The organism is Sphingopyxis sp. H050 (genome assembly GCF_001468265.1).
Taxonomy (GTDB): domain Bacteria; phylum Pseudomonadota; class Alphaproteobacteria; order Sphingomonadales; family Sphingomonadaceae; genus Sphingopyxis.
Map to the genome: position 1 here is coordinate 349,843 of NZ_LNRZ01000003.1, position 24,070 is coordinate 373,912.

General features: G+C 65.7%; 23 protein-coding genes and 1 pseudogene. 17 read left to right on the plus strand and 7 right to left on the minus strand.

What is annotated here, in order from left to right:
* Positions 1-66 precede the first annotated feature (66 nt).
* Complete coding sequence (locus ATE67_RS07850; RefSeq protein ID WP_058816162.1) at positions 67-1,698, minus strand: putative bifunctional diguanylate cyclase/phosphodiesterase; 1,632 nt, start codon at positions 1,696-1,698, stop codon at positions 67-69.
* 248 nt (positions 1,699-1,946) lie between these two features.
* Between ATE67_RS07850 and ffh the strand changes: the two genes are divergently transcribed.
* The 4 genes and pseudogenes from ffh (at position 1,947) to ATE67_RS07870 (ending at position 6,419) form a co-directional block, all read left to right on the plus strand.
* A complete protein-coding gene (gene ffh / locus ATE67_RS07855; protein ID WP_058816163.1) occupies positions 1,947-3,422 on the plus strand; it encodes a signal recognition particle protein in 1,476 nt (491 codons plus the stop codon).
* Positions 3,423-3,515: 93 nt separating this feature from the next.
* A pseudogene (rpsP, locus tag ATE67_RS07860) lies at positions 3,516-3,980 on the plus strand (30S ribosomal protein S16); the annotation flags it as partial.
* Between the two features lie 198 nt (positions 3,981-4,178).
* Complete coding sequence (gene rimM / locus ATE67_RS07865; RefSeq protein WP_058816165.1) at positions 4,179-4,688, plus strand: ribosome maturation factor RimM; 510 nt, start codon at positions 4,179-4,181, stop codon at positions 4,686-4,688.
* A 213-nt stretch (positions 4,689-4,901) separates the two neighbouring features.
* Complete coding sequence (locus tag ATE67_RS07870; RefSeq protein ID WP_058816166.1) at positions 4,902-6,419, plus strand: serine hydrolase domain-containing protein; 1,518 nt, start codon at positions 4,902-4,904, stop codon at positions 6,417-6,419.
* On the opposite strand, the gene ATE67_RS07875 is transcribed toward ATE67_RS07870, so the two are convergent.
* Positions 6,416-7,660: a sensor domain-containing diguanylate cyclase gene (locus ATE67_RS07875; protein ID WP_082660265.1), complete on the minus strand. Its 1,245-nt coding sequence runs from the start codon at positions 7,658-7,660 to the stop codon at positions 6,416-6,418. The genes ATE67_RS07870 and ATE67_RS07875 overlap by 4 nt on opposite strands.
* A 394-nt stretch (positions 7,661-8,054) precedes the next feature.
* On the opposite strand from ATE67_RS07875, the gene ATE67_RS07885 reads away from it, so the two are divergent.
* The 8 genes from ATE67_RS07885 to ATE67_RS21360 all read left to right on the plus strand — a co-directional run bounded on the left by ATE67_RS07885 (position 8,055) and on the right by ATE67_RS21360 (position 14,585).
* The gene (locus tag ATE67_RS07885; RefSeq protein WP_058816169.1) at positions 8,055-8,975 is read left to right on the plus strand and encodes a LysR substrate-binding domain-containing protein; all 921 of its coding nucleotides are present in this window, start codon (positions 8,055-8,057) and stop codon (positions 8,973-8,975) included.
* The gene (gene trmD / locus ATE67_RS07890) at positions 8,972-9,709 is read left to right on the plus strand and encodes a tRNA (guanosine(37)-N1)-methyltransferase TrmD (protein ID WP_058816418.1); all 738 of its coding nucleotides are present in this window, start codon (positions 8,972-8,974) and stop codon (positions 9,707-9,709) included. Before ATE67_RS07885 ends, trmD begins: the two co-directional genes overlap by 4 nt.
* Before the next feature lie 5 nt (positions 9,710-9,714).
* Entirely contained in the window at positions 9,715-10,092 is a 378-nt protein-coding gene (gene rplS / locus ATE67_RS07895) for a 50S ribosomal protein L19 (RefSeq protein WP_058816170.1), read from the plus strand.
* A gap of 108 nt (positions 10,093-10,200) precedes the next feature.
* Positions 10,201-11,226: an aspartate-semialdehyde dehydrogenase gene (locus ATE67_RS07900; protein ID WP_058816171.1), complete on the plus strand. Its 1,026-nt coding sequence runs from the start codon at positions 10,201-10,203 to the stop codon at positions 11,224-11,226.
* A gap of 186 nt (positions 11,227-11,412) precedes the next feature.
* Positions 11,413-12,192 (plus strand): dimethylarginine dimethylaminohydrolase family protein, encoded by a 780-nt coding sequence (locus tag ATE67_RS07905; protein ID WP_058816419.1) that lies wholly within the window; start codon positions 11,413-11,415, stop codon positions 12,190-12,192.
* Positions 12,193-12,283: 91 nt separating this feature from the next.
* On the plus strand, positions 12,284-12,904 hold the full coding sequence (locus tag ATE67_RS07910) for a DUF2238 domain-containing protein (protein WP_058816172.1): 621 nt from the start codon (positions 12,284-12,286) through the stop codon (positions 12,902-12,904).
* A gap of 3 nt (positions 12,905-12,907) precedes the next feature.
* Positions 12,908-13,516, plus strand: a complete 609-nt coding sequence (locus ATE67_RS07915) for a hypothetical protein (protein ID WP_058816173.1) — start codon at positions 12,908-12,910, stop codon at positions 13,514-13,516.
* A gap of 619 nt (positions 13,517-14,135) precedes the next feature.
* A complete protein-coding gene (locus ATE67_RS21360; RefSeq protein ID WP_156416947.1) occupies positions 14,136-14,585 on the plus strand; it encodes a hypothetical protein in 450 nt (149 codons plus the stop codon).
* Positions 14,586-14,938: 353 nt separating this feature from the next.
* Here ATE67_RS21360 and ATE67_RS07925 read toward each other — a convergent pair whose 3' ends face one another.
* The 3 genes from ATE67_RS07925 to ATE67_RS07935 are packed head-to-tail and all read right to left on the minus strand — an operon-like array spanning position 14,939 to position 18,080.
* Positions 14,939-16,528: an MDR family MFS transporter gene (locus tag ATE67_RS07925; protein ID WP_058816175.1), complete on the minus strand. Its 1,590-nt coding sequence runs from the start codon at positions 16,526-16,528 to the stop codon at positions 14,939-14,941.
* Between the two features lie 2 nt (positions 16,529-16,530).
* Positions 16,531-17,634, minus strand: coding sequence for an HlyD family secretion protein (locus ATE67_RS07930; protein ID WP_058816176.1), 1,104 nt, complete (start codon positions 17,632-17,634; stop codon positions 16,531-16,533).
* Positions 17,634-18,080: a MarR family winged helix-turn-helix transcriptional regulator gene (locus tag ATE67_RS07935; protein WP_058816177.1), complete on the minus strand. Its 447-nt coding sequence runs from the start codon at positions 18,078-18,080 to the stop codon at positions 17,634-17,636. The genes ATE67_RS07930 and ATE67_RS07935 overlap by 1 nt, the downstream gene beginning before the upstream one ends.
* A 135-nt stretch (positions 18,081-18,215) precedes the next feature.
* On the opposite strand from ATE67_RS07935, the gene ATE67_RS07940 reads away from it, so the two are divergent.
* The 3 genes from ATE67_RS07940 to ATE67_RS07950 all read left to right on the plus strand — a co-directional run bounded on the left by ATE67_RS07940 (position 18,216) and on the right by ATE67_RS07950 (position 21,547).
* Positions 18,216-18,863, plus strand: a complete 648-nt coding sequence (locus ATE67_RS07940; protein ID WP_058816178.1) for a 2-hydroxychromene-2-carboxylate isomerase — start codon at positions 18,216-18,218, stop codon at positions 18,861-18,863.
* A gap of 42 nt (positions 18,864-18,905) precedes the next feature.
* A complete protein-coding gene (locus ATE67_RS07945) occupies positions 18,906-19,658 on the plus strand; it encodes an alpha/beta fold hydrolase (RefSeq protein ID WP_058816179.1) in 753 nt (250 codons plus the stop codon).
* Between the two features lie 74 nt (positions 19,659-19,732).
* On the plus strand, positions 19,733-21,547 hold the full coding sequence (locus ATE67_RS07950; RefSeq protein ID WP_058816180.1) for a M2 family metallopeptidase: 1,815 nt from the start codon (positions 19,733-19,735) through the stop codon (positions 21,545-21,547).
* 54 nt (positions 21,548-21,601) lie between these two features.
* Here the strand turns inward: ATE67_RS07950 and ATE67_RS07955 are convergent, their stop codons facing one another.
* Entirely contained in the window at positions 21,602-21,928 is a 327-nt protein-coding gene (locus ATE67_RS07955) for an ArsR/SmtB family transcription factor (protein ID WP_058816420.1), read from the minus strand.
* Positions 21,929-21,976: 48 nt separating this feature from the next.
* Here ATE67_RS07955 and ATE67_RS07960 point away from each other — a divergent pair, with 48 nt between their 5' ends.
* The gene (locus tag ATE67_RS07960; protein WP_058816181.1) at positions 21,977-22,459 is read left to right on the plus strand and encodes an SRPBCC family protein; all 483 of its coding nucleotides are present in this window, start codon (positions 21,977-21,979) and stop codon (positions 22,457-22,459) included.
* 140 nt (positions 22,460-22,599) lie between these two features.
* Here the strand turns inward: ATE67_RS07960 and ATE67_RS07965 are convergent, their stop codons facing one another.
* Positions 22,600-23,037, minus strand: a complete 438-nt coding sequence (locus ATE67_RS07965) for a winged helix-turn-helix transcriptional regulator (protein WP_058816182.1) — start codon at positions 23,035-23,037, stop codon at positions 22,600-22,602.
* A 73-nt stretch (positions 23,038-23,110) separates the two neighbouring features.
* On the opposite strand from ATE67_RS07965, the gene ATE67_RS07970 reads away from it, so the two are divergent.
* Positions 23,111-23,914 (plus strand): SDR family NAD(P)-dependent oxidoreductase, encoded by an 804-nt coding sequence (locus tag ATE67_RS07970; protein ID WP_331458746.1) that lies wholly within the window; start codon positions 23,111-23,113, stop codon positions 23,912-23,914.
* Positions 23,915-24,070 lie beyond the last annotated feature (156 nt).

Below are 24,070 nucleotides of genomic sequence, written 5' to 3' on the forward strand. Positions count from 1 at the left end.
CCTCGGCAGCGACCACCAGCACGCCGGCAGCTCGCGCTGCCTCCCCGATAAACAGGGAGGGGAATCTTACGCCGTCTTGCGCAGCGGCTCGTCTTCGCTGGTGTCCGGTCCCACCGGGGGCAACAGCGGCGCGCGCAGCAGGCCGCGCTCGGCGAGCAGACGTGCGGTGTCGTCGGCCGAAGCGGCGCGCCCATAATACCAGCCCTGTCCTTTCGAACAGCCGAGGCGGGTAAGCTCGATCGCGGTCGCCTCGTCCTCGACGCCTTCGGCGGTGATCGGCATCGCCAGGCTTTCGCCGAGGCGCACGATCGCGACGACGATCGCCTGCGCATCGGCGCTGCCTCGCATCGCGGCGATGAAGCTGCGGTCGATCTTGATGCGGTCGAAGGGCAGCGCGCGCAGGTGCGACAGCGACGAGTAGCCGGTGCCGAAATCGTCGAGGCTCAGCGACACACCCTGATTCTTGAGGCTGGTGACGATCGAGCGGACGAGCGGCAGATTCTCGAACAGCGAGCTTTCGGTGATCTCGACCTCCAGCTGGTGCGCGGGGAAGCCGGTTTCGACGAGCAGCTTGGTGAGCTTCTGGCTGAACCAGGGATCCTTCAGCTGCTGCGGCGAGATGTTGACGGCGAGCACGATCGACGGGTCCCAGCCCTTGGCGATCTCCATCGCCTCGCGGATGACCTGCAGCGACAGCTCGCCGATCAAGCCGCTTTCCTCGGCGACCGGGATGAAGCGCTCGGGCGGGATCAGGCCGTACTCGGGCGACTCCCAGCGCATCAGCATCTCGAAGCCGAGCAGGCGGCCGCTGGCGATGTCGACCTGCGGTTCGAAATGGGGAATGAACTCGCCGCGCGGCATGCCGTCGCGGATGCCGGTCTCGATCTGGTTGCGGACCTGGACCGCCATTTCCATGCCGTGTTCGAACCAGATGTGGCGGTTCCGGCCCTCGTCCTTGCAATGATACATGGCGATGTCGGCCTGGCGGACCATCGTCTCCATCGTCATGCTCGCGTCATTGGCCATCGCGATGCCCAGTGAGGCGCCGATGCGGATCTGCTGGGCGTCATGCGCCACCGTCGCTTCTAGCTCGGAGACGAGCCCCGCCGCGAGCGCGTCGATATTGGCGCGCGCCGAGGGTTCATAGGTCATCATCGCGACGAACTCGTCGCCGCCGAGGCGCGCCTTGGTCGCGTTGGGCGGCAGCACGGCGCTGATGCGCTCGGCTGCGACCTGCAGCACGCGGTCGCCGGCGGCATGGCCGTGGATGTCGTTGACGGTCTTGAAATGATCGAGGTCGAGCAGGAACAGCGCGACGTTGCGCTTGTCTACCGCAGCCGCCGCGATCATCTGCTGGCCCTTCGACAGCAGGGCGCGGCGGTTGAGAAAGCCGGTCAGCGGATCGGTGTCGGCCAGATAGCGCGCCCGATGCTCGGCCTCGGTGCGCTCGCGGATTTCGCGGTTGAGGTCCTCGTAGCGGCGCCAGCCGAACAGGATCAGCGCGATGTTCAGGATCAGCGCCGCCGACAGCACCTTGTCGGGGCCGCCGCCGAGGCCGACCAACGTGCGCACGACGGCTTGCATCACGGTGCCGCCGGTGCCGACGAACAGCAGGATCGCGGCGACGACGATGCCGCCGGCGATCACGTCGCGCTTGGCGTCCTCGCTCCGGTTGCGCGGCTTCGGCTCTACCATCATAGTCAGTTATTCCCCACCATCGGGTCCGTTATGGCGGCCAGCGGTGAAATTTGCGTTAAGTGGCGTGCGAGGCCGCGCTTGCGTTTCCGCCCGTTTTTGCGTAATGGCGCGGCGTCCGGAGGCATTTTGCCGCCGGGTGACATCGACATCCGCGACGGAAAACACTGTCCACGGATACCGCTGGTTGGCGAGGTTTCGCTCACCGGCGTGTTTTGCGTTGCGGTCGTCAGAAGGGACTTTTTAGGCGCATGTTCGACAGTCTGAGCAATCGGCTTGGCGATGTTTTCGGGAAGCTCCGCGGCCGCGGTGCGCTGACCGAGGCCGACGTGCGCGCGGCAATGCGCGAAGTGCGAATCGCCCTGCTCGAGGCCGACGTCGCGCTGCCCGTCGTGCGCAGCTTCGTCGATCAGGTGACGGAGCTCGCGATCGGCCAGAATGTCCTGCGCTCGGTTACGCCGGGGCAGCAGGTGGTCAAGATCGTCAGCGACGCGCTGACCGAAATGCTCGGCGCCGAAACCGCCGAGCTCGACCTTGCCGTCACGCCCCCCGCGATCATCATGATGGTCGGCCTGCAGGGCTCGGGCAAGACGACGACAACCGCGAAGATCGCGAAGCGGCTCAAGGAAAAAGAGCGCAAGAAGGTGCTGATGGCGTCGCTCGACGTCAACCGCCCCGCCGCGCAGGAACAGCTCGCCGTCCTCGGCAGCCAGATCGACGTTGCGACGCTGCCGATCGTCGCTGGCCAGCAGCCGGTCGAGATCGCGCAGCGCGCGCTGCAGGCCGCGAAGCTGCAGGGCTATGACGTCCTGATGCTCGACACCGCGGGCCGCCTCCACGTCGACCAGCAGCTGATGGACGAGATGCAGGCGGTGTCGCGCGCGGCGAACCCGGCCGAGACCTTGCTCGTCGTCGACAGCCTGACCGGCCAGGACGCGGTGCAGGTCGCGCAGCGCTTCACCGAACAGGTGCCGCTCACCGGTGTCGTGCTGACCCGCATGGACGGCGATGCGCGCGGCGGCGCCGCGCTGTCGATGCGCGCCGTCACCGGCAAGCCGATCAAATTCGCGGGCACGGGCGAAAAGCTCGACGGGCTCGAACTCTTCCAGCCCTCGCGCATCGCGGGCCGCATCCTCGGCATGGGCGATGTCGTCAGCCTCGTCGAACGCGCCGCCGAGACGATCCAGGCCGAAGAGGCCGAGGCGATGGCGGCGAAGATGGCCAAGGGCCAGTTCGACCTCAACGACCTGCGCACCCAGCTGAACCAGATGCGCCGCATGGGCGGCCTCGGCGCCCTCGCCGGCATGATCCCCGGGCTCAAGAAGGCGCAGGCGGCGATGGCCGACAGCGGCGCCAACGACAAGATGCTGATCCACTTCGACGCGATCATGAGCTCGATGACGCCGAAGGAACGCGCGAAGCCCGAAATCCTGACCGCGAAGCGCAAGATCCGCATCGCCAACGGGTCGGGCACGACGGTGCAGCAGGTGAACCGGGTGCTGAAGATGCACCAGGAAATGTCCACCGCGATGAAGAAGATCCGCAAGATGGGCGGCCTCAAGGGGCTCGGCGCGCTGTTCGGCAAGGGCGGCATTCCCGGCATGGGCGGCCGCGGAATGGGTGGCGGAGGTGGCGGTCTTGGCGGCGGCGGCCTCGGCGGGCTGCCCGGGCTCGGCGGCGGGGCGATCCCGCCCGACCTCGCCAATCTGATCAACAAGAAAAAATGACGGTCCCGACAGGCCGTCATCCCGGCGAAGGCCGGGATCCAGTGAATACCGAAACCGAAGTTTGAATTTGAATTAGAAAGAAGGACTTACATCATGGCTACCTCCATTCGCCTTTCGCGCGGCGGCTCGAAAAAGCGCCCCTATTACAAGATCGTCGTCGCCGACTCGCGCAGCCCGCGCGACGGCCGCTTCATCGAGCGTCTCGGCAGCTACAACCCGCTGCTCGCCAAGGACAATCCGGAGCGCGTGAAGCTCGACACCGAGCGCGCGGCGCACTGGCTGAGCGTCGGCGCGCAGCCGACCGACCGCGTCGCCCGCTTCCTCGACGCCGCCGGCGTCAAGGAACGCGCCGCCCGCAACAACCCGAACAAGGGTGTCCCCGGCGAAAAGGCCAAGGAACGCGCCGAAGAGAAGGCCCAGAAGCTGGCCGACGCCGAGGAAGCCAAGGCCGCCGCGGCCGCCGCTCCGGCCCCCGAGCCTGAAGCCGCCGCCGAAGAGGTCGTGGCCGAGGAAGCGCCTGCCGCCGAAGAAGCTGCCGCTCCCGAAGCCGCTGAATCGGACTCGACCGGTTCGGTGAAGAGCGAAGCGACCGCCGAAGCCGTCGCCGACGCCGTCGCCGACGAAACCCCGGCCGATGCGACCGCCGACGACGCGACCGCGATGGCCGAACAGGCGGCCGAAGGCGGCCCGGCCGAAGCCGCTGCCGAAGAAGCGCCCGCTGAAGAAGCCGGCGAAGAAAAGGCCGAAGGCTAAGCCTTGGCCGACGCATCGCGCCCCGTCACCCTCGCCGCCATCGCCGGCGCGCATGGGGTGCGGGGCGAGGTGCGCCTCAAACTGTTCGGCGAAGGCGCGGAAGCTCTCCGCGCCTTTTCCGTTTTTCATGCCGGAGAGCGCAAGCTCACGCTGAAATCGGTACGCCCCGCCAATCAGGGCGCGGTCGCGACCTTCGCCGAAATCACCGACCGCAGCGCCGCCGAGGCCTTGCGCGGCGCCGTCCTCACCGTCCCGCGCTCGGCGCTGCCGCCGCTTGCCGATGGCGAATATTATCATCACGATCTGATCGGGCTGCCGTGCGTTTCGACCGACGGCGCCGCGATCGGCCACGTCGCCGCCGTAGAGAATTTCGGCGCGGGCGATATCCTCGAAATCGAGAAGCCGGCCGAACCGGGCAAGAAGCCCGGCCGCTTCATGGTGCCGATGAACGCGCAGGCGGTTCCGGCATGGACCGACGAAGGCGTGACCGTGAACGCGGCGTTCGTCGAGTAACGACGGCTTCGGGGTGGAGAGCGGACGTTAAAATAGTCCGTTGCCCCCGCGAAGGCGGGGGCCGTAGTCGGCCTTGCGCAACGGCTCCAGCGGCCCCCGTCTTCGCGGGGGGCGACGGCAACTACCGCTCGTCTCCACAGACCAGCCCTTCATCGCCGATTGTCCCCGGCTCCCGGCGCTGTTAGCCTGACGGCGATTGGCAGTGGAGGGACTATGCGCCGGAAATCGGGTTTCGTTTTTGCTCTCATGCTCGGAGTCGCCGCTCCTGCGGCGGCGCAGGAAGTCGCCCCAAAAACCCTCGACCAACTTGCCCCCGAAATCGACGCGCTTTTCGTCAAATATCAGGCCGACCAGCATATCCCCGGCCTCGTCTATGGCGTCGTCAAGGACGGCAAGCTCGCCTATGTGAAGGGCCTCGGCGTCCAAAATATTGACAACAAGCGCCCCGTCACCCCCGACACATTGTTCCGCATCGCCTCGATGACCAAGGCGTTCACCGCGCTGTCGATCCTCAAGCTGCGCGACGACGGCAAGCTGCGGCTCGACGACCTGGCCGAGGATTATATCCCCGAGATGAAGCGCTGGACCTATCCGACGAAGGACAGTCCGCGCATCCGTATCCGCGACCTGCTCCAGCATGTCGGCGGCTTCGTCACCGACGATCCGTGGGGCGACCGGCAACAGGTGCTGCCGCAGGAAGACTTCACGAAGATGATCGCGGCCGGCGTGCCGTTCAGCCGCGTGCCGCAGAGCCAGCATGAATATTCGAACTTCGGTTACGCGCTGCTCGGCCGCATCGTCGCCAACGCCTCGGGCATGAAATATGCCGACTATGTCCGGCAGACGATCCTGACCCCGCTCGGCATGACCGGCAGCGGCTTCGATGCGCCGAATGCCCCCAAGGCCCGCTATGCGCTCGGCTATCGCTGGGAGAATGAGCGCTGGACCGCCGAGCCCGGGATGGTCGACGGCGCGTTCAACAGCATGGGCGGGCTCCAGGTCAGCGCCAACGACTATGCCAAATGGGTCGCTTTCCTGCTCTCGGCCTGGCCGGCGCGCGACGATCCCGAGACCGGTCCCGTCAAGCGCGCGACGGTGCGCGAGATCGCGCAGGGTCTGAACTTTGTCGCGGTGACCAACCGCATCGGATCGACGGGTGCGACCGCCTGCAAACAAGCCGCGGCCTATGCAATGGGCTGGCGCGTCGCGCAGGATTGCGACCTTGGCCTGACCCTCGCGCACGGCGGCGGTTATCCGGGCTATGGCAGCCATGTGATGCTGATGCCCGACTATGGCGTCGGGGTCTTCGCGCTGTCGAACCGTACCTATGCCGGCCCGTCCGCGCCCGCCTGGGATACGGCGGTCGCGATGGACAAGGCGGGGCTGCTCGTCGGGCGAGCGGTGCCCGTATCGCCCGCGGTCGCAGCGATGTATGCGGCATCGAAGGCCGCCTATGCTGCCGGCGATCTCCGTCCGCTCAACGGCAAGCTGGCGATGAACTTCCTGCTCGACCGCTCGGCCGAAACCTGGCGCGCCGAATTGGCGAAGCTCAAGGCGGAGGTCGGCGAATGCCCCGGCGACGAGCCGCTCGACCCCAGGGGCGCGCTGTCGGCGTCGTTCCGGCTCAACTGCGAAAGGGGCAGGCTCGACGGCATGCTGCTGCTTGCGCCGACCAATCCGGCGACGATCCAGTCGCTGCGTCTTCGTGTCGTGCCGAAAGAGGCGCCCTAGGCCGCCGCGACGAAAACGGTGCGGTCGCGGCCGCTTTCCTTGGCCGCATAAAGGTTGATGTCGGCGGACTTCATCGCCGCGCCGAAACTGATGTCGCGCGTGATGTGGACCAGGCCCATGCTCGCGGTGACCGGGCGCTTCAGCGACGGCACCATTTGCGCGACATAAGCACCGATCCGCTGGCGGAGCCGTTCGGCCTCGGCGGCGATGTCGCTCGCCGGGCCGCGGAAGAGCAGCGCGAACTCCTCGCCGCCGACGCGGCCCGCCGTCGCCGCGCCCGATCCCAGCGCGACGCCCGCGGCGAAGATCACCCGGTCGCCGACGTCATGGCCGTGACGGTCGTTGATCGCCTTGAAATGGTCGAGATCGACGAGTGCGATCGCGACCGGCGGATCGTCGTTGAACCCGTCCTCGATCGCGCGGCGGTTGGCCAGGCCCGTTAGGGGATCGGTGTGCGCGATGATGCGCATCGCCTCGGCCTGTGCGCGCGCCTCCTGCCGCTCGCGGCGGAGGCGGACGAGGCGGTCGAGGATGCCGAGCGCGGTCAGCATCACCTCGAGCCCCAGCGCGGGGAAGAGGAAGAAGAGGAACAGCGCGAACGGCCGGTCCAGAACGATGTCGTGAAACAGGCTGGTGCCATAGACGGCGGCGATGCCGCTCCATGCGGCCGCCTGATAGCGCGCGGTGCGGCTACCGCGGGCGATCGCGATGACGACGGTTGCTGCGCAGAGCGCCAACATGGCGAGCAGCAAGAGGTTGCGCACCGCCATATAGAGCGGCGGGCCGTCGATCAGCATTGCGGGCGTGGTCAGCAGGATGAGCGCCGGCGGCCAGCCGAGCAGCGGATAGAGCCGCTTGTGGACGGCGTGCGGCTCCAGATAGGTGCGCAGGAACGGCCCCGACACGACCACGCCGAGGTCGAAGAGGATGCAGATCCAAACCTGTCGCGCGGCGCTGTCGGGTTCGAGAAGCGGGCCGAGCGCGAGCGGCGACAGCGCGACCGCGAGCGCGAAATAGATGAGCGCCCGAGCGCTTTGCCAGATCAGGAACGGCTTGCGCAGAAGCGAGTAAAAGGCGGCGTTATAGGCGAGCGAAAAGAGCAGCAGGCCCAGGAAGATGCCGGTCAGCACGCCGTCCCAGTCCATGCTGGTGCCGGCGGCAAAGGAAGATTGCGCGTGCGCCGGCGTCGCCATGCCGCACAGCGTCGCGCCCACCCCCAAAAACCGCGCCCGTCGCGCCATAAGGCTCCCCGTCGAAAACTGACGAGGAGCCTAGGCGCGGAGCGGCTGATTTTTGGTTAACGCCGCCTTGTCACCCGGGTCGGGGCCGCGCGGGCTGGGACGGCCCGTTCTGCTGTGCGGCCTGCCGCCGCGGGGGGCGCGATCGGACCAGCTTCGCCATCGCCGCGCCTGGTCGCGCGATCGGTCACGCGGCGCAGGATGCGGCCAAGAAATCTGAGGCAGCGATCGATGTCGCCGCTGAAGCGGTCGTGCCCGTCATTCCAGCTACGCATAAAATGCTCTTCCATCATCGCTCTTGTCCTTTCGGTCGTGCGGCCACCAAATGCGCTCTTTTTGGCCGTAGCGCCAACAAAAGGGCTGGCGCCTGTCATAAGGACAGCTTATACAAAGCCGCATGTCGAAGCTCCCGCCCCTTGCGGCCATCCGCGCCTTCGAGGCGGCGGCACGGCTGCAGAATTTCTCGCGCGCCGCCGAAGAATTGGGGATGACGCAAGCGGCGATCAGCTATCAGGTCCGCCAGCTGGAGGACCGGCTCGGCCGCGCGCTGTTCGTGCGCGAAAAGGGGCGGGTGCGCCTGTCCGAAACCGGCCAGCGGCTGCTTCCGGCGATCTCGGGCGCCTTTGGCGCGATGGGCGATGCCTTTGCGGCGCTGGGCCATGACGAGGCCGAGGTGCTGACGATCAGCGCGATGACGACCTTCGGCGGTACGTGGCTCAGCGCGCGGATCGGCGGGTTCCAGCTCGCCTATCCCGACCTGGCCGTACGGATGCTGATGAGCAACGTCTTGGTCGATTTCAATGCGACGAACGTCGACGTCGCGATCCGCGTCGGCCACGGTGGCTGGCCTGGTCTGCGGGCCGATTTTCTGTACCGCAGCCATGTCACGCCTATCTGCGCGCCCGGCTTTCTCGAGGAAAACCGGATCGCCGCACCCGCCGATTTGCTGAACGCCGACCGGCTGGCGCCGAACGATCCCTGGTGGGCGGGCTGGTTCGCCGCCGCCGGCGTCGCCACGGTGCCGCCGCCGCGGCGCAGCGGCATCGAACTCGACAGCCAGTTGCAGGAGGCGAGCGCGGTGCAGGGCGGCTATGGTATCGCGCTGATGACGCCTTTGCTATGGCGCACCGAGCTCGACGCCGGGCGGCTGATCCAGCCCTTCGATACGCTCTATCAGCCGGGCACCGCCCATTTCCTTGTCCACCGCGAAAACCGCGTCGGCGTCCGCAAGATCGAACGCTTTCGCGAATGGCTGCACGCCGAACTCGCGAAGGATCGCCACCTGCTGCCGGAGCAGCTATGGGGGCCGCTGCCATGACCTTCACCGCCGTCCCGCTCACTCTCTACCCCGACATGTTTCCCGGCCCGCTGGGGCACAGCATGGCGGGGCGCGCGCTCGACAGCGGCACCTGGCAGTGCGCGCCGGTGCAGATCCGCGATTTTGCCACCGACAGGCACCGCACCGTCGACGACACCCCTGCGGGCGGCGGCGCGGGGATGGTGCTGAAGGCCGATGTGCTGGCGGCCGCGGTCGACCATGCGGTCGCGGCGCATCCGGGCCTGCCGATCCTCGCCATGACCCCGCGCGGGACGCCGATCACGCAGGCGCGCGTGCGACAGCTTGCGGCCGGCCCGGGCGCGATCATCCTCTGCGGCCGGTTCGAGGGATTCGACGAGCGCATTTTCGACGCGCGGCCGATCGAGCAGGTCTCGATGGGCGACATCATCCTGTCGGGCGGCGAGATGGGGGCGTTGCTGCTCCTCGACGCTTGCATTCGGCTGCTTCCCGGCGTAATGGGCGCGGCTTCAAGCGGGGACGACGAATCGTTCGAAAACGGTTTGCTCGAATATCCGCACTATACCCGGCCCGTCACATGGGAAGGGCGCACGATCCCCGAAGTGCTGCGATCGGGGGATCATGCGAAGATCGCGGCCTGGCGGAAACACCAGGCGGAAGATCAGACACGGTTACGCAGGCCGGACCTTTGGGAGCGTCATATCGATGCTCGGGCCCGACCTGCCTCTGGCGCGCGGCGAAAAGAAAAGGACTAGAGGACATGAACCTCATCCAGACGATCGAAGCCGAAGAAATCGCCAAGGCGGCGAAGACCATTCCGACCTTCCGTCCCGGCGACACGCTGAAGGTCGGCGTGAAGGTGGTCGAAGGCGAACGCACCCGCGTCCAGAATTTCGAAGGCGTGTGCATCGCGCGCTCGAACAAGGGCATGGGCTCCAACTTCACCGTGCGCAAAATGTCGTTCGGCGAAGGTGTCGAGCGCGTGTTCCCGCTCTATTCGCCGAACATCGACAGCATTACCGTCATCCGCAAGGGTGCCGTGCGTCGTGCGAAGCTCTACTATCTTCGTGGCCGCACTGGTAAATCGGCGCGCATTGCGGAGCGCCGCGATTACCGGTCGGAAGCCGGCGAAGGCTAAGGAGAGCTTCTCTCACCCAAAGCCGAAACAGCTTTCCAAAACGACCGGTTCCGCCAACAGGCAGAGCCGGTCGTTTTCGTTTCAGCACCAGCATAAAGGTCATAGCAGATGGGTTATCGGATCGTCGTCGCGGGTGCGACGGGCAATGTCGGGCGCGAGGTGCTCGCCATCCTCGCCGAGCGCGAGTTCCCGATCGAGGAACTGGCCGTGGTCGCCTCGTCGCGCAGCCAGGGCACCGACGTCGAAATCGGCGACACCGGCCGCACCGTCAAATGCCAGAATATCGACAATTTCGACTGGCCCGGCTGGGACATGGCGATTTTCGCGATCGGCAGCGACGCGACCGCGATCCATGCGCCGAAGGCCGCGGCGGCCGGCTGCGTCGTCATCGACAACTCGTCGCTCTACCGCATGGACCCCGACGTGCCGCTGATCGTGCCCGAGGTGAACCCGGAGGCGATCGACGGCTATACGCGCAAGAATATCATCGCCAACCCGAACTGCTCGACCGCGCAGATGGTCGTGGCGCTGAAGCCGCTGCACGACGCCGCCAAGATCACGCGCGTCGTCGTCTCGACCTATCAGTCGGTGTCGGGCGCGGGCAAGGCGGGCATGGACGAGCTGTGGAACCAGACGCGCCAGATCTTCGTCGGCGACGAGAAGGACATCCAGAAATTCACCAAGCAGATCGCCTTCAACGTGATCCCGCACATCGACAAATTCCTCGACGACGGTTCGACCAAGGAAGAATGGAAGATGGTGGTCGAGACCAAGAAGATCCTCGATCCGAAGATCAAGGTCACCGCGACCTGCGTCCGCGTCCCCGTCTTCGTCGGCCACTCCGAGGCGATCAACATCGAGATGGAGGATGAACTGTCGGCCGAGGACGCCCAGCGCATCCTGCGCGAGGCGCCGGGCGTCATGCTGGTCGATAAGCGCGAGGACGGCGGCTACATCACCCCCGTCGAATGCGTCGGCGACTATGCGACCTTCGTCAGCCGCGTGCGCGACGACAGCACCGTCGACAACGGCCTCAACCTCTGGTGCGTCAGCGACAACCTCCGCAAGGGCGCGGCGCTGAACGCGGTGCAGATCGCCGAACTGCTGGGGCGGCGGCATCTGAAGAAGGGGTGATTCTGAAATCCTCCCTGTCGCGTAGCGATGGGGAGGGGGACCGCTTGCGAAGCAAGTGGTGGAGGGGCCGCGGCCTTGCGCCAAATGCCCCTCCGTCAGCCTCTTCGAGGCTACCACCTCCCCATGCCTGCGGCACAGGGAGGATCTGAATTGCCGATGGCGAAGTGTTCGGGCTATGCCGCCCGCATGACCACCCCCTACAACTTCACCCACGCGCTCTGCCGCGCCCCCGCACCCTCTGCGGTGAACGGCATCCGCGCCAACGGCGGCCCCGACCCCGATTTCCGTGGCCTTCTCGCCGAGCACGAAACCTATGTCGCGACGCTCCGCGACCTCGGCCTGTCTGTCGACGTTCTCGACCCGCTCGACGATTTCCCCGACGCCCTCTTCACCGAAGACGTCGCGCTGACCTTTCCCGAGGGCGCGATTCTGCTCCGCCCCGGCGCGCCGAGCCGCGCGGGCGAGGTCGCCCATATCCGCGAGGCGCTGGCGGCGCGCCATGGCCGCCTGCTCGCAATGAGCGGCCCGGGATATGCCGACGGCGGCGACATTCTCCGCCTCGCGGACCGCGTGATCGTCGGCCTGTCGGCGCGCACCGATCGCGCCGGCGCCGAGGAACTCGCGGGATTGCTCTGCCAGCTCGGCTATGCTGCCGAGATCGCCGAGACGCCGCCGGACGTCCTCCATTTCAAGTCCGGCCGCGGGCTGATCGACGAAGGCACGATCCTCGCCGTTCCCGCGCTCGCCAACTGCCCGCAGTTCGCCGGGCTGGAGGTGGTGACGACCCCGCCCGGCGAAGCGCCCGCCGCGAATATCCTGCGCGTCCGCGACACGATCCTCGTCGGCGACCGCTGGTCCGCGACGCATGCGCTGCTTGGCGCGCGCGGTCTTGCGATCCGATCGCTCCCGACCGACCACATCGCGCATATCGACGCGGGACTCAGCTGCATGTCGCTGCGCTGGTGATCGCTCGGGACCACCCATCACCGTTCGTGGCGAGCCCTGAGCGCCTGCCAAGGCAGGCGAAGGGCTCGATGCGAACGGATAGGGGTGCCCGATGATCGCCGACATTTCCGCTCCTTCGCGCCTGCAGCGCCGCCTGACCGGTCTGCTCCTCGTCCTGCTCTTGCTCGCTCAGATCGACCAGCCCTATCCCGAGATCGCGCTGCTCCAACATATCCCCACGATGCTGCTGATCGTGGCCGCGCCATGGCTGCTGCGGCGCTGGCCGCTGTCGACACCGGCGCTGGCGTGCATCGTCGCCTTCCTTGCGCTGCATACGCTTGGCGGGCGCTATGCCTACAGCAACATCCCCTATGACGTGTGGGCGGAGGCGCTGACGGGATCGACGGTGTCCGATGCGTTCGGCTGGACGCGCAACCATTACGACCGCCTCGTCCATTTCGCCTTCGGCGCGCTGTCGGTCGTTCCCGTCGCCGAAATCGCAAGGCGCTGGGGCGGCGTCGGTCCGCGCGGCGCGGCGTTAACCGTGCTTGCATGGGTTTTGGCGATATCCTGCCTCTACGAAATCTTCGAATGGCTGCTGACGATCGCCGCCGCCGGTGAGACCGCCGATCGCTACAATGGGCAACAGGGCGACCTGTGGGACGCCCAAAAGGATATGGCGCTCGCGGCGCTCGGTGCGGTATTGCTGCTGCCGGTCGCAGGCAGGAGATAGACGATGCGGAAACTGGCAATCCTCACCCTTGTTGCCCTGCTGGCCGCCTGCAAGCCTGCGGCTGATCCCGCCGGCGAAGACAGGAGCGTTCCCACAGCGCCGCCGATGCCCGAGGCGAAGGCCGACGGACCGAACGCGGCGAGCACCGCGGTCAGCCTCGACGGCGAGGGGCTGCGCTTCGTCGACAAGACCAGCGGCAAGACCAGCCTGCTCGCCTTCGGCGTCCCGCGGGCGCAGGCCGAAACCGCGCTCGCCAACGTCGCGGGCCAGGCCGACGATCGCAGCACCAACGAGGAATGCGGGGCGGGGCCGCTCGACTTCACGCGCTTCGACGCGATGACGCTCAATTTCCAGGACGGAAAATTCGTCGGCTGGTTCCTCGGCAACGAACCCGGCGCAAGCGCCTATTCGACCGTCAGCGGGATCGCGATCGGCACGACGCGCGCCCAGGCGAAGCAATCGGTCGCCATCGTCGATATCGAGGACAGTACGCTGGGCGAGGAGTTCAGCATCGGCGGCGGCGCGAACGGCGTCGGCGGCATGTTCGCCGAACCGGGCGATGCGGCGAAGATCGACGCGCTGTTCGCGGGAGTGAATTGCTTCTTTCGGTGATGAATTCGGCGGCTCCTAGGCCAGGGGCTTCGCGAAAGGAGCAATGGCCGGATACGACCGATTGCGGGCGGTAGCTATTGCCATCATAGTTGCTTGGCGAAATCAGGAGAATGGCCGTGCAAGTTTTGAGATGGGCTAGGCTCACCTTGTTGGCTGCGGCAATAGCGTGGGCGATTATTCTTGCATTGGGCGCCCTAGATCTCGGCAAAGGGGAGACGCTCTATCTCTCCGGCGTCGTCGCGGGATTGATGCTTATATCGAGTGCCGTAGCGTGCGTCGTCATACAGCTAACTGGCTGGATCATTCGCAGACAGCAATAATGACGATAGGCGGGTTATATCCATGTCCACTTCCCACCCCAATATGGCCGTTCGTTGCCGATCTGGCGGCAATGTCGGGAAACGACCGGAAGCTGCCTAACCTACTACCGTTCGCATCGAGCCCTTCGACTGCCTTGCCAGGCGCCCAGGATAAACTTCCGGCCGCGCCGGAAGTCGAGATGCCCCTCGGCGTGGCGCAAGGTCGATGGGTGTCTCGACTGCGCTCGACACGAACGGAAAAGAAGGGTGACCGGAATCGACCGATTGCGGACGTTGGCGTTACGGGGCACAGTCTCATCATGCTTAGCTACCGTTCTCCAAATCTTCTGTGGCTTATGGCCGGAATAGCGCTCACGCTGAGTATTGGCGCTTGGCTTCTACTAGGCGAAACGCCGGTGGCATGGGCACAGATCGTCATTGCATTTGCTGTGGGGGTCGAAGCGTCGACATCTCAGACAGCAGCACAAATTGGAGCAATGTATTTTGATCAGGACAGCGACGAAGTCGAACGCCGGGTATACAGCCCACGCGGGGCATTGTTCCGATGCTGCTATCTAGGTTGTTTCGGCGCTGCGGCTGTCCTCTTAGGACGCGGCGGCTACAATCTCTTGCCAGACAATTTCTGGGCAGTTGCGTTCATCCTTGGGCCCATTCTGCTCTATTATCTTTGGGCTGGGGCGAGTTACGTGAATTCGATCTCTCACCTAGCTCGTCGAGAGAGTTGGCAGCGTCAAAAATTACGCGGCTGATGTCCGCTTCCCAACCCATTTGCGTCGTTGGCCACCGATATGGATGCAATGACCGCAAACGACCGATAGCGGGCGTTAACTAGTCGGTGCAAAAGGTTTGAGGCGTTGCTGGAGTTTGTAATGGGGAAGAATCAAAGCAAGTCGACTCTTTCATGGGCAAGCAGGCATAGTTCCGCGTTGACCTTGCATGGCATCTGGCTTGCTGCGGGCGTTTACGCATGGGGCAGCTTTCCCTTCCTGCTATGGTCATATGCCGCTTGCTGGGTGGCGTTCGGCATATTCTTGTTGGGTCGACGGTTGATCGCAGGAGCCTGAGCGGCTCGTCCGCTCCTCACCCCAAAGCCGACGCCCCCCTAATGTCCCATATCGGCCGCTGACGCCTTCGGCCCACCCGCCTTTGGCGAGCGCAGCAGCAGTACCAGCGGCACCGACGCCAGCGTCACCCACATCATCACCCAGAAATTGTCGACATAGGCGACCATCGCCGCCTGCCGGTTGATTTCGGCATTGATCATCGCCATCGCGGTGTCGCCGACGATGCCGAAGCGATCGGCGGTCGACGCGTCGAGCAGGCTCGTCGAGCTGTTGGTGACATGCGCCGCAAGGTCTTCGTGGCTGGTCTGGATATTCGCGCCGAGCAGCGTGGTCACGACCGAAATGCCGACCGAGGCGCCGATGCTGCGGAACAGGTTGAGCAGGCTCGACCCGTCGGTGCGATATTGCGGTGCGATCGTCGCGAACGCCATGGTGTTGAGCGGAATGAACACCAGCCCCATGCCGAGCCCCTGGATCAGCCCGCTGACGATCACGGGCCGCATCCCCATCTCCAGCGACCAGTGGCTCATCTGCCAGAGCGAATAAGAGGCGATGGCGAGGCCGGTGCCGACCATCCAGCGCGCATCGACCTTGCCCAGCAATTGCCCTGCCACCCACATGCTGACGAGAATGCCGATCCCGCGGATCGCCAGCACGACGCCGGTATCGATCACCGGCCAGCCGAACAGATTCTGCAGCATCGGCGGCAGCAGCGCCATCGAGGCGAACATCACGACGCCGATCACGACCATGAAGAACATGGCGGTGATGAGGTTACGGTCGGCGAGCATCTTGCGGTTGAACAGCGTGTCGCCGTGCGACGTCGCCAGATGGACCCCGAACATCCACAGGCAGGACAGGGCCACGCCGAACTCGATCCAGATTTCGATGCTGTCGAACCAGTCCTCATGCGCGCCGCGGTCGAGCATCAGCTGCAGCGCGGCGAGGCCGAGCGCGAGCATCGAGAAGCCGAACAGGTCGAACCGGCGGTCGGTCCTGCGCGTCGCGGGCAGCAGCGCCCACATCATCGCGAGCGTCAGCAGGCCGACCGGCAGGTTGACGTAGAAGACCCAGCGCCAGTTCGCGCTTTCGGTCAGCCAGCCACCGAAGATGGGGCCCAGAATCGGGCCGATCATGATCCCCATCGCCCAGATCGACATCGCGCGCGCGTGCCGCGCGGGCGGGTTGATGTCGAGCATGACCGATTGCGACAGCGGGCCGATGAAGGCCGCGAAAATGCCCTGAAGGAAACGGAACACGACCATCTGCTCGAGCGACTGCGCGGCGCCGCACGCCATCGACGCGACGATGAAGCCCGCGACGGCGACAAGGAACAGTTCGCGGCGCCCGATGCGGTCGGCAAGCCAGCCGGTGATCGGCATCGCGACCGCGCTTGCCAGGATATAGCTGGTGAGAACCCAGGTGACGGTCTCGTTCGTCGCGCCGAGCGCCGACTGCATGTGCGGGATGGCGACGTTGGCGATCGTCGTGTCGAGGATCTGCATGATCGACGCGCCCATCACCGCGATGGTCAGGAGGCCGCGATAGCGGACGCGCTCGTGCAGGGGGACGCTGTCGTCGACCGGCGCGGCTGTGGCGGGCTGGCCGCGAAAGGCGTTGCTTGCCACCGCTAGCGGCCGGTGAAGACCCGCACCTCGGCGGACAGGCCGGCGATCATGTCGCGCGACGGCTTTTCGTCGAAGGCGATGCGCGCGGGGACGCGCTGCGTCACCTTGACCCAGTTGCCTGTCGCATTCTGCGCCGGCAGCACCGAAAATTCGCTGCCCGTGCCCGCGCCGATCGTCAGCACATGGCCGCGGACTTTCAGCCCCGGATAGGCGTCGAAGCGGATTTCGGCGCGCTGGCCGACGCGCATGTCGGCAAGGTCGGTTTCCTTGAAATTGGCCTCGACCCACGGATGCCCGGTGTCGACGATCGTCACCGCGGGCAGGCCTTGAACCATCATCTGGCCGATCAGCAGACGATCGGACTGCGCGATGCGTCCCGCGCTCGGCGCCCGCACTTCGGTGCGGCCCAGATTGACCTCGGCCTGCGCCCGCTGGACCTTGGCGGCCTCGACCTGCGGATTGATGCCGCCGCCGCCGGTCGCGAGCTTCGCGCGCGCCTCGGCGGCGTCGGCCTTCGCCGCGGCGAGCTGCGCGCGCGCGAGTTCGACCGAATGCTTCGCGGCGTCATAGGCGGCCTTGGTGGTGAAGCCCTTGTCCATCAGCGCCGCCTGCCGCGCGAAATTGGACTGTGCGAACGCCAGGCTCTCTTCGGCCGCATGGATATCGACGCCCGTCGCGGCATAGCTCGCCGACAGATTGCCGACATCGACCTGGGCGGCGTCGATCGCGGCGTTCGCCTGCGCGACGGTCAGTGCATAGGGCTCGCCGTCGATGCGGAAAAGCAATTGGCCCCGCTGCACCATCTGGCCGTCCTTGACCGCGACCTCGGTGATGCGGCCACCGACTTCGGCGGCGATCGAGACCTTGTCCATCTGGACATAGGCATTGTCGGTGGAGACCGACCCGCCGCTGGTCAGCCACCAGCCGGCGCCGCCGGCGATCAGCAGCGCGGGCAGGCCGAACATCAGCAGGCGGGTGCGCCAGCTCGGCGCGGGCGCGGCTTTGGGGGCCGAATTCTCGACCGGCGGGGGCAGCGGATCGGCTTTGGGCGCGACCTTCGGCGGGGCGCTTTCGGCTTTCGGAGCGGAGGGGGAGAGCTGATCCATCAGGCGGTCTCTGTTTCTTTTTGGCATTCGCGGCGGGAGAGGTTGGCGCGGACCTTCTCGACGAGCGCCACCAGCTGTTCGCGCTCGGCAACGCTGAGGCCCTCGGTGGCTTCGTCGATGAGCTTCTCGGCGATCGGCCGCATCGCGCCGAGCATGTCACCGGCATGGGCGGTCAGATAGAGCCGCCGGGCGCGGCGGTCGGCGGGATCGGCGCGCCGCTCGACCAGACCGGCCTCCTCCAGCCGGTCGACCATGCGCGACAGGGTGATCGGCTCGACCTCGATCAGCTCGGCGAGCGGCCCCTGCCGGATCCCCTCGTGCCGCTTCAAATAGGTGATCAACCGCCATTGCAGCGCGGTGATCCCGGTGTCGCGCGTGCGCGCGTTGAAGGCGCGGCGGAACAGCCGCGCGCTGTCGTTCAGCAAATACCCGATCGATTCGCTCATGGCATGCCATATAATAGCTATTGCTACTATATCAACTGCCCATGCGCGATATGCGCGAAGATCGACAAAATCCAATTCGGTTCAATCCCTTGCCCTACCCTTGCCGGTTGCCGTCCCGTGGGGCAGGATGGCGGCATGACTCTGACCGCCGACCTCTTCTGGTCCTTTCGCTCACCCTATTCCTATCTCTGCATCGGCCGCTATCGCGCGCTGGCGGCGAGCCATGATCTCGCGATCAACCTGCGCCCGGTCTATCCGCTGGCGATCCGCCAGCCCGATTTCTTCGAGCGCAACCACCCCAACTGGCTGAGCTACACGATGCGCGACATGATCCGCGTCGCGCAGTTTCACGGCATCCCCTTCGGCCCACCGCGGCCCGATCCGATCGTCCAGAATGTGATGACGCGCGAGATCGCGGCCGAACAACCCTATATCTATCGCCTGACGCGACTGGGGCAGGCGGCTTCGCGGCGGGGCAAGAGTCTTGGCTTCTGCCACGAGGTCGCGCAGCTCATCTGGGGCGGGGCGCAGGACTGGCATCTTGGCGATCACCTGGCGGGCGCCGCACGGCGCGCCGGGCTGAGCCTCGCCGAACTCGACGCCGAGGCCGAGGCCGACGCCGAGACGCTCGACAACGAGATTGCGGCGAACCAGGTCGCGCTCGAGATAGCGGGGCATTGGGGCGTGCCGACGCTCGTCTTCGACGGCGAACCCTTTTTCGGGCAGGACCGGATCGAGATGGCGAAATGGCGCATGGAGCAGAAGGGCTTGCAGGCGCGCTGATCGGCCTTGCCGAACGGCGCTTCGCGAGCGCATAGCCCGTGCATGATGATCGAACCGCAATTATTCGAAGCGCGTGATGGTGTGCGGCTGGCGTGGCGCGAGATCGGGGAAGGGCGTTCGGTTGTCCTGCTTCACGGGCTGTTTTCGAATGCCGAGGTCAACTGGATCAAGTTCGGCACGGCGGCGCGCGTCGCCGACGCCGGCTTTCGTGTGATCATGCCCGATCTGCGCGTTCATGGATCGAGCGAGGCGCCACATGAGCCCGACCATTATCCGCCCGATGTGCTAGTGCATGACCTTGAGGACCTGATCGCGCATCTCGACCTCACCGATTTCGATCTCGGCGGTTTTTCGCTGGGTGCGCGGACGAGCACGCGCGCGGTCGTCGCTGGCATGAAGCCGAAGCGGCTCATCCTCGGCGGCATGGGGCTTGCCGGCCTCGCCGGCTGGGCGAAGCGCGGGCAATTCTTCCAGCGCGTGATCGCCGACTATGAGACCGCAAAGCGCGGCGACGACACTTGGCTGTCGATCCAGTTCATGAAGACGATGAAGATCGACCGCGTTGCGGCGGGCCTGCTCCTCGACAGCTTTACCGATACGACCCCCGACATGCTCGCCGCGCTGACGATGCCGACGTTGCTGGTCTGCGGCGAGCAGGATCAGGACAATGGATCGGCGGAGGAGTTGGCGGCGGTCTTGCCCGATGCCGTGCTGGCGACGATCCCCGGCACGCATATGTCGAGCGTCACCCAGCCCGAAATGGGTAAGGCGATCGCGGCCTTCCTGACCGCTTGACCGGGCCCGCGCCGCGGTCCAGATTGCGCGCCATCGCGCCTCCAGAGCGTGCCCCAAGTCCAGAGGATACCCCCATGAAAGCCATGATATCGACGCTGTCGCTTGCCCTGTCGCTCGCGGTCGCGACCCCCGCGCTTGCGCAAGCTACCCCCACCGCCGCCGACGCCGACGCCTTCATCGCGTCAGTCGAGAAGGACCTCTTCGACTATACGGTCGAAGCCAGCCAGGTGAATTGGGTCAACGCGACCTATATCACCGAGGACACCGACGCGATGGCGGCGCGAATCAACGCGGTCGGCACCGAAAAATCGGTCAAATATGCACTCGAAGCTGCAAAATATGCAGGGGTCGCAGGGCTCAGCGCCGATACGAAGCGCAAGCTCGAAATTCTCCGCACCGGCATCGTGCTGCCCGCGCCGACGACGCCGGGCGCCGCGACCGAGCTCAACACGATCGCGACCGACCTGCAGTCGCAGTACGGCAAGGGCCGCGGGACGCTGAACGGCAAGGAAATCTCGGGCTCGGACATCGAGGCCGAGATGGGCAATCTGAAGAACACGCCGGCGCAATTCGCCGAGATGTGGACGAGCTGGCACGACAAGGTCGGCGCGCCGATGAAGGACGATTATGCCAAGATGGTCGGCATCGCGAACGCCGGCGCGAAGGAGCTGGGTTTCGCAGACACGGGCGCGATGTGGCGCTCGGGCTACGACATGCCGCCCGAGGAATTCGCCAAGCTGACCGAGAAGATCTGGACCGACATGAAGCCGCTGTACGTCGCGCTTCACACCTATGTCCGCTGGAAGCTCAACGAGAAATATGGCGACGCGGTGCAGCCCAAGACCGGCCCGATCCGTGCCGACCTGCTCGGCAATATGTGGGCACAGGAATGGGGCAACATTTACCCGCTCGTCGCGCCCCCGGGCACCGGCGACCTTGGCTATGATATCGGCGACCTCCTGACCGAGCAGGGCAAGGGGCCGTTCGACATGGTCAAGGCGGGGGAGAATTTCTATTCGTCGCTCGGCATGGCGCCGCTGCCCGAGACCTTCTGGAAGCGCAGCCAGTTCCTGAAGCCCGCCGACCGCGAGGTCGTCTGCCACGCCTCGGCGTGGGATATCGACAACAAGGACGATATCCGCATCAAGATGTGCATCAAGGTGAACGCCGACGACTTCATCACGATCCACCACGAGCTCGGGCACAATTATTACCAGCGCGCCTATAACAAGCAGCCGTTCCTCTATCTGAACGGCGCGAACGACGGCTTCCACGAGGCGATCGGCGATTTCGTCGCGCTGTCGATCACCCCGCAATATCTCGTCGACATCGGTCTGCTCGATAAATCGAAAGTGCCGAGCGCGGACAAGGACATCGGCCTGCTGCTGCGGCAGGCGATGGACAAGGTCGCATTCCTGCCCTTCGGCCTGCTCGTCGACCGCTGGCGCTGGGGCGTGTTCGACGGCTCGATCAAGCCCGCCGACTATAACAAGGCGTGGACCGACCTGCGCAAGCAGTATCAGGGCATCGTCCCGCCGGGCGAACGGCCGGCGAACGCGTTCGACGCGGGCGCGAAGTTCCATATCCCGGGCAACACGCCCTACACCCGCTATTTCCTGGCGCGCGTGCTGCAGTTCCAATTCTATCAGGCGGCGTGCAAGCAGGCGGGCTGGAAGGGTCCGCTCCACCGCTGTTCCTTTTATGGCAACAAGGAGGTCGGCGCGAAGCTGAACGCGATGCTCGAAATGGGCGCGTCGAAGCCGTGGCCCGACGCGCTGCAGGCGTTCACCGGCAGCCGCGAAATGTCTGGCAAGGCGATGGCCGACTATTTCGCGCCGCTGAAGAAATGGCTTGACCAGCAGAACAAGGGCAAGCCGTCGGGCTGGTGAGCCGGACCGGCAGACTGAAACCGAAGGGCCGGGGTGGCATCACCCCGGCCTTTTTCATTGCACCTCGATCGATTGTTTGAAACGTGCCAGCCGCGCGGTCGCGGCGGCGGCATGCGGACCGATCCAGCGGTCGTGGATGTCCTGGATCGGCATCGCGTTGAGATGGTTCCAGCGTTCGCGACCGCGGCGTTCGGGGATCACGAGGCCGGCATCCTCGAGCACCTTCAGATGCTGCATCACGGTGCAGCGGTCGATGTTGGCGAAGTTGCCGCACAGCGTGCCGGTGGTCAGGGGCTGGTCCTTGAGGGTGTCGAGCATCTGGCGGCGGACGTGCGATGCCAGGGCCTTGAAAACCTTATCATATTCTTCGTGGATTGACATGTTATAAATATATAACATAATGGGACGAGAATCAAGCGGAGCGTGGATATGGAGCTGAAGTTTCGGGTCGCGGCGCGGATCGCGAAGCCGGTGCACGAAGTGTTCGAGGCGGTCGCCGACCCCGCGCAGCTGTCGCATTATTTCACGACGGGCGGCGCCGAGGGCCGTCTGGAGACGGGGGCGACGGTGACATGGGATTTCCATGATTTCCCGGGCGCCTTTCCAGTCTATGTGATCGAGGTGGTGCCGGACGAGAAGATCGTGCTCGAATGGCAGGCGAGCGAGGGTGAGGCGCACAATATCGAAGGCAGCGAGCCCAAGGATGCGGACTATCGCACCCGCGTGACGATGCGCTTCACGGGCCTCGACGACGGGCGCACGCTGGTCGAGATCGCCGAGGAGGGCTGGCGCGAGAATCAGGGCGCGCTCGGCGCGTCCTATGGCAATTGCCAGGGCTGGTCGCAGATGCTGTGCGCGCTCAAGGTCTGGATCGAGCACGGGATCAATTTGCGCGAGGACATGTACAGGTAATGGCCTGGCTGCCCTCACCCGCTGCGACTGGCGAGCAAGCTCGCAAGTCTCGCTGCCGACGCGAGGTCGTTCGTGCCCCCGGCACGAACTTTGATTGCCGGGGACAATCAATCCTCGCGTCCCCCCAAGGGGCGAGGGGCTTATTCCGGATATTCGAATTTCAGCGGGCGCGATCCGAGGGGCGCGCCGGTGTTCGCGTCGACCACCACCGGGCGGATCGCTGCGCCCGTCTCGACATCGATCTGGCGCGTCAGCGCGCCCGCGCCATTGTGCTTGCGCCCCCACGCGCCGATCGCGGCGAGGATGGGGAGGAAGTCGCGCCCGGCTTCGGTGAGCAGATATTCGTCGCGCGGCGGGCGCTGGCTGTAACGGCGCTTCGCGATCAGCCCCGCTTCGGTGAGCGTCGCCAGACGCCGCGACAGGATGTTCGGCGCGATGCCGAGGCTGGTGCGGAGCTGTTCGTAGCGGGTCAGCCCGCGGTCGAGGTCGCGCAGGATGAGGATGCTCCAGCGGTCGCCGACGCGCATCAGTCCGCGGTCGACGGGACAGCTACCCAAATTATTTTCATCGCCAGTCATTGAAGTCATATGGGACAGTCACTATCATTTTGCAAGTGACCCGATGGAGGGCCGCCTGCAAAGGAGAATGACGATGACGATTCCCACTGGAACGGCCCTGATCACGGGCGCTTCGACCGGCCTTGGCGCCGTTTATGCCGACCGGCTCGCAAAGCGCGGGCACGACCTGATCCTCGTCGCGCGCAACAGCGCGCAGATGGAGGAGCTGGCTGCAAAGTTGCGTGCGGCGCATGGTGTCGCGGTCGATGTGATCGCTGCCGACCTCACCAAGAGCGACGATGTGACGCGCATCGAGCAACGGCTGATCGACGATGCGAACATCGCCCTGTTCGTCAACAATGCCGGCATGTCGCTGAATGGCGGGACGCTGGAGAATAGCGCGGCCGATATCGAGCGGATCATCGCGCTGAACATCACCGCCGCGGCGCGGCTTGCGATTGCCGCGGGCAAGGCGTTCGGCGCGCGCGGGAAGGGCGCGATCGTCAACATCGCCTCGGTCCTCGCGCTGGCGCCCGAGACGTTCGAGGGCGTGTACAGCGGGTCGAAGGCGTTCCTGCTCAATCTCAGCCACGCGCTCGCCGCGAGCGGCCGTGACAAGGGCGTCCATGTCCAGGCGGTGCTGCCGGGCGCGACGCGCACCGAAATCTGGGAGCGGTCGGGCAAGGATGTCGATGCGTTCCCGGCCGAAATGGTGATGAGCGCGGGCGATCTGGTCGACGCGGCGCTGCTGGGGCTCGATCGCGGCGAGGAAGTGACGATCCCGCCGCTCGCCGACGAAGGGCAGTGGAAGGCTTATCTGGCCGCGCGGCTCGCGATGGGGCCGAACCTGTCGCGGCGCGATGTGGCCGAGCGGTATCGGGTGAGCGAGGCGGTTTGAGGTTTCGGGAGGGGCGGCATTTTCTCAGGCCGCCCCCTCATTCATCGTCACCCCGTACCCTTCGACAAGCTCAGTACGGGCTTGATCCGGGGCCTGCCTTGCTGAAGGAAAAGGCGGATCCCGGGTCAAGCCCGGGATGACGAATGGGGATTGCTG

Excerpts from the sequence above, each read along its gene's own strand:
- ATE67_RS07850 (WP_058816162.1), bottom strand. The coding sequence starts at position 1,698 with ATGATGGTAGAGCCGAAGCCGCGCAACCGGAGCGAGGACGCCAAGCGC.
- ffh (WP_058816163.1), top strand. The coding sequence starts at position 1,947 with ATGTTCGACAGTCTGAGCAATCGGCTTGGCGATGTTTTCGGGAAGCTC.
- ATE67_RS07870 (WP_058816166.1), top strand. The coding sequence starts at position 4,902 with ATGCGCCGGAAATCGGGTTTCGTTTTTGCTCTCATGCTCGGAGTCGCC.
- ATE67_RS07875 (WP_082660265.1), bottom strand. The coding sequence starts at position 7,660 with ATGGCGCGACGGGCGCGGTTTTTGGGGGTGGGCGCGACGCTGTGCGGC.
- ATE67_RS07885 (WP_058816169.1), top strand. The coding sequence starts at position 8,055 with ATGTCGAAGCTCCCGCCCCTTGCGGCCATCCGCGCCTTCGAGGCGGCG.
- trmD (WP_058816418.1), top strand. The coding sequence starts at position 8,972 with ATGACCTTCACCGCCGTCCCGCTCACTCTCTACCCCGACATGTTTCCC.
- rplS (WP_058816170.1), top strand. The coding sequence starts at position 9,715 with ATGAACCTCATCCAGACGATCGAAGCCGAAGAAATCGCCAAGGCGGCG.
- ATE67_RS07900 (WP_058816171.1), top strand. The coding sequence starts at position 10,201 with ATGGGTTATCGGATCGTCGTCGCGGGTGCGACGGGCAATGTCGGGCGC.
- ATE67_RS07905 (WP_058816419.1), top strand. The coding sequence starts at position 11,413 with ATGACCACCCCCTACAACTTCACCCACGCGCTCTGCCGCGCCCCCGCA.
- ATE67_RS07910 (WP_058816172.1), top strand. The coding sequence starts at position 12,284 with ATGATCGCCGACATTTCCGCTCCTTCGCGCCTGCAGCGCCGCCTGACC.
- ATE67_RS07915 (WP_058816173.1), top strand. The coding sequence starts at position 12,908 with ATGCGGAAACTGGCAATCCTCACCCTTGTTGCCCTGCTGGCCGCCTGC.
- ATE67_RS21360 (WP_156416947.1), top strand. The coding sequence starts at position 14,136 with ATGCTTAGCTACCGTTCTCCAAATCTTCTGTGGCTTATGGCCGGAATA.
- ATE67_RS07930 (WP_058816176.1), bottom strand. The coding sequence starts at position 17,634 with ATGGATCAGCTCTCCCCCTCCGCTCCGAAAGCCGAAAGCGCCCCGCCG.
- ATE67_RS07935 (WP_058816177.1), bottom strand. The coding sequence starts at position 18,080 with ATGAGCGAATCGATCGGGTATTTGCTGAACGACAGCGCGCGGCTGTTC.
- ATE67_RS07940 (WP_058816178.1), top strand. The coding sequence starts at position 18,216 with ATGACTCTGACCGCCGACCTCTTCTGGTCCTTTCGCTCACCCTATTCC.
- ATE67_RS07945 (WP_058816179.1), top strand. The coding sequence starts at position 18,906 with ATGATGATCGAACCGCAATTATTCGAAGCGCGTGATGGTGTGCGGCTG.
- ATE67_RS07950 (WP_058816180.1), top strand. The coding sequence starts at position 19,733 with ATGAAAGCCATGATATCGACGCTGTCGCTTGCCCTGTCGCTCGCGGTC.
- ATE67_RS07955 (WP_058816420.1), bottom strand. The coding sequence starts at position 21,928 with ATGTCAATCCACGAAGAATATGATAAGGTTTTCAAGGCCCTGGCATCG.
- ATE67_RS07960 (WP_058816181.1), top strand. The coding sequence starts at position 21,977 with ATGGAGCTGAAGTTTCGGGTCGCGGCGCGGATCGCGAAGCCGGTGCAC.
- ATE67_RS07965 (WP_058816182.1), bottom strand. The coding sequence starts at position 23,037 with ATGACTGGCGATGAAAATAATTTGGGTAGCTGTCCCGTCGACCGCGGA.
- ATE67_RS07970 (WP_331458746.1), top strand. The coding sequence starts at position 23,111 with ATGACGATTCCCACTGGAACGGCCCTGATCACGGGCGCTTCGACCGGC.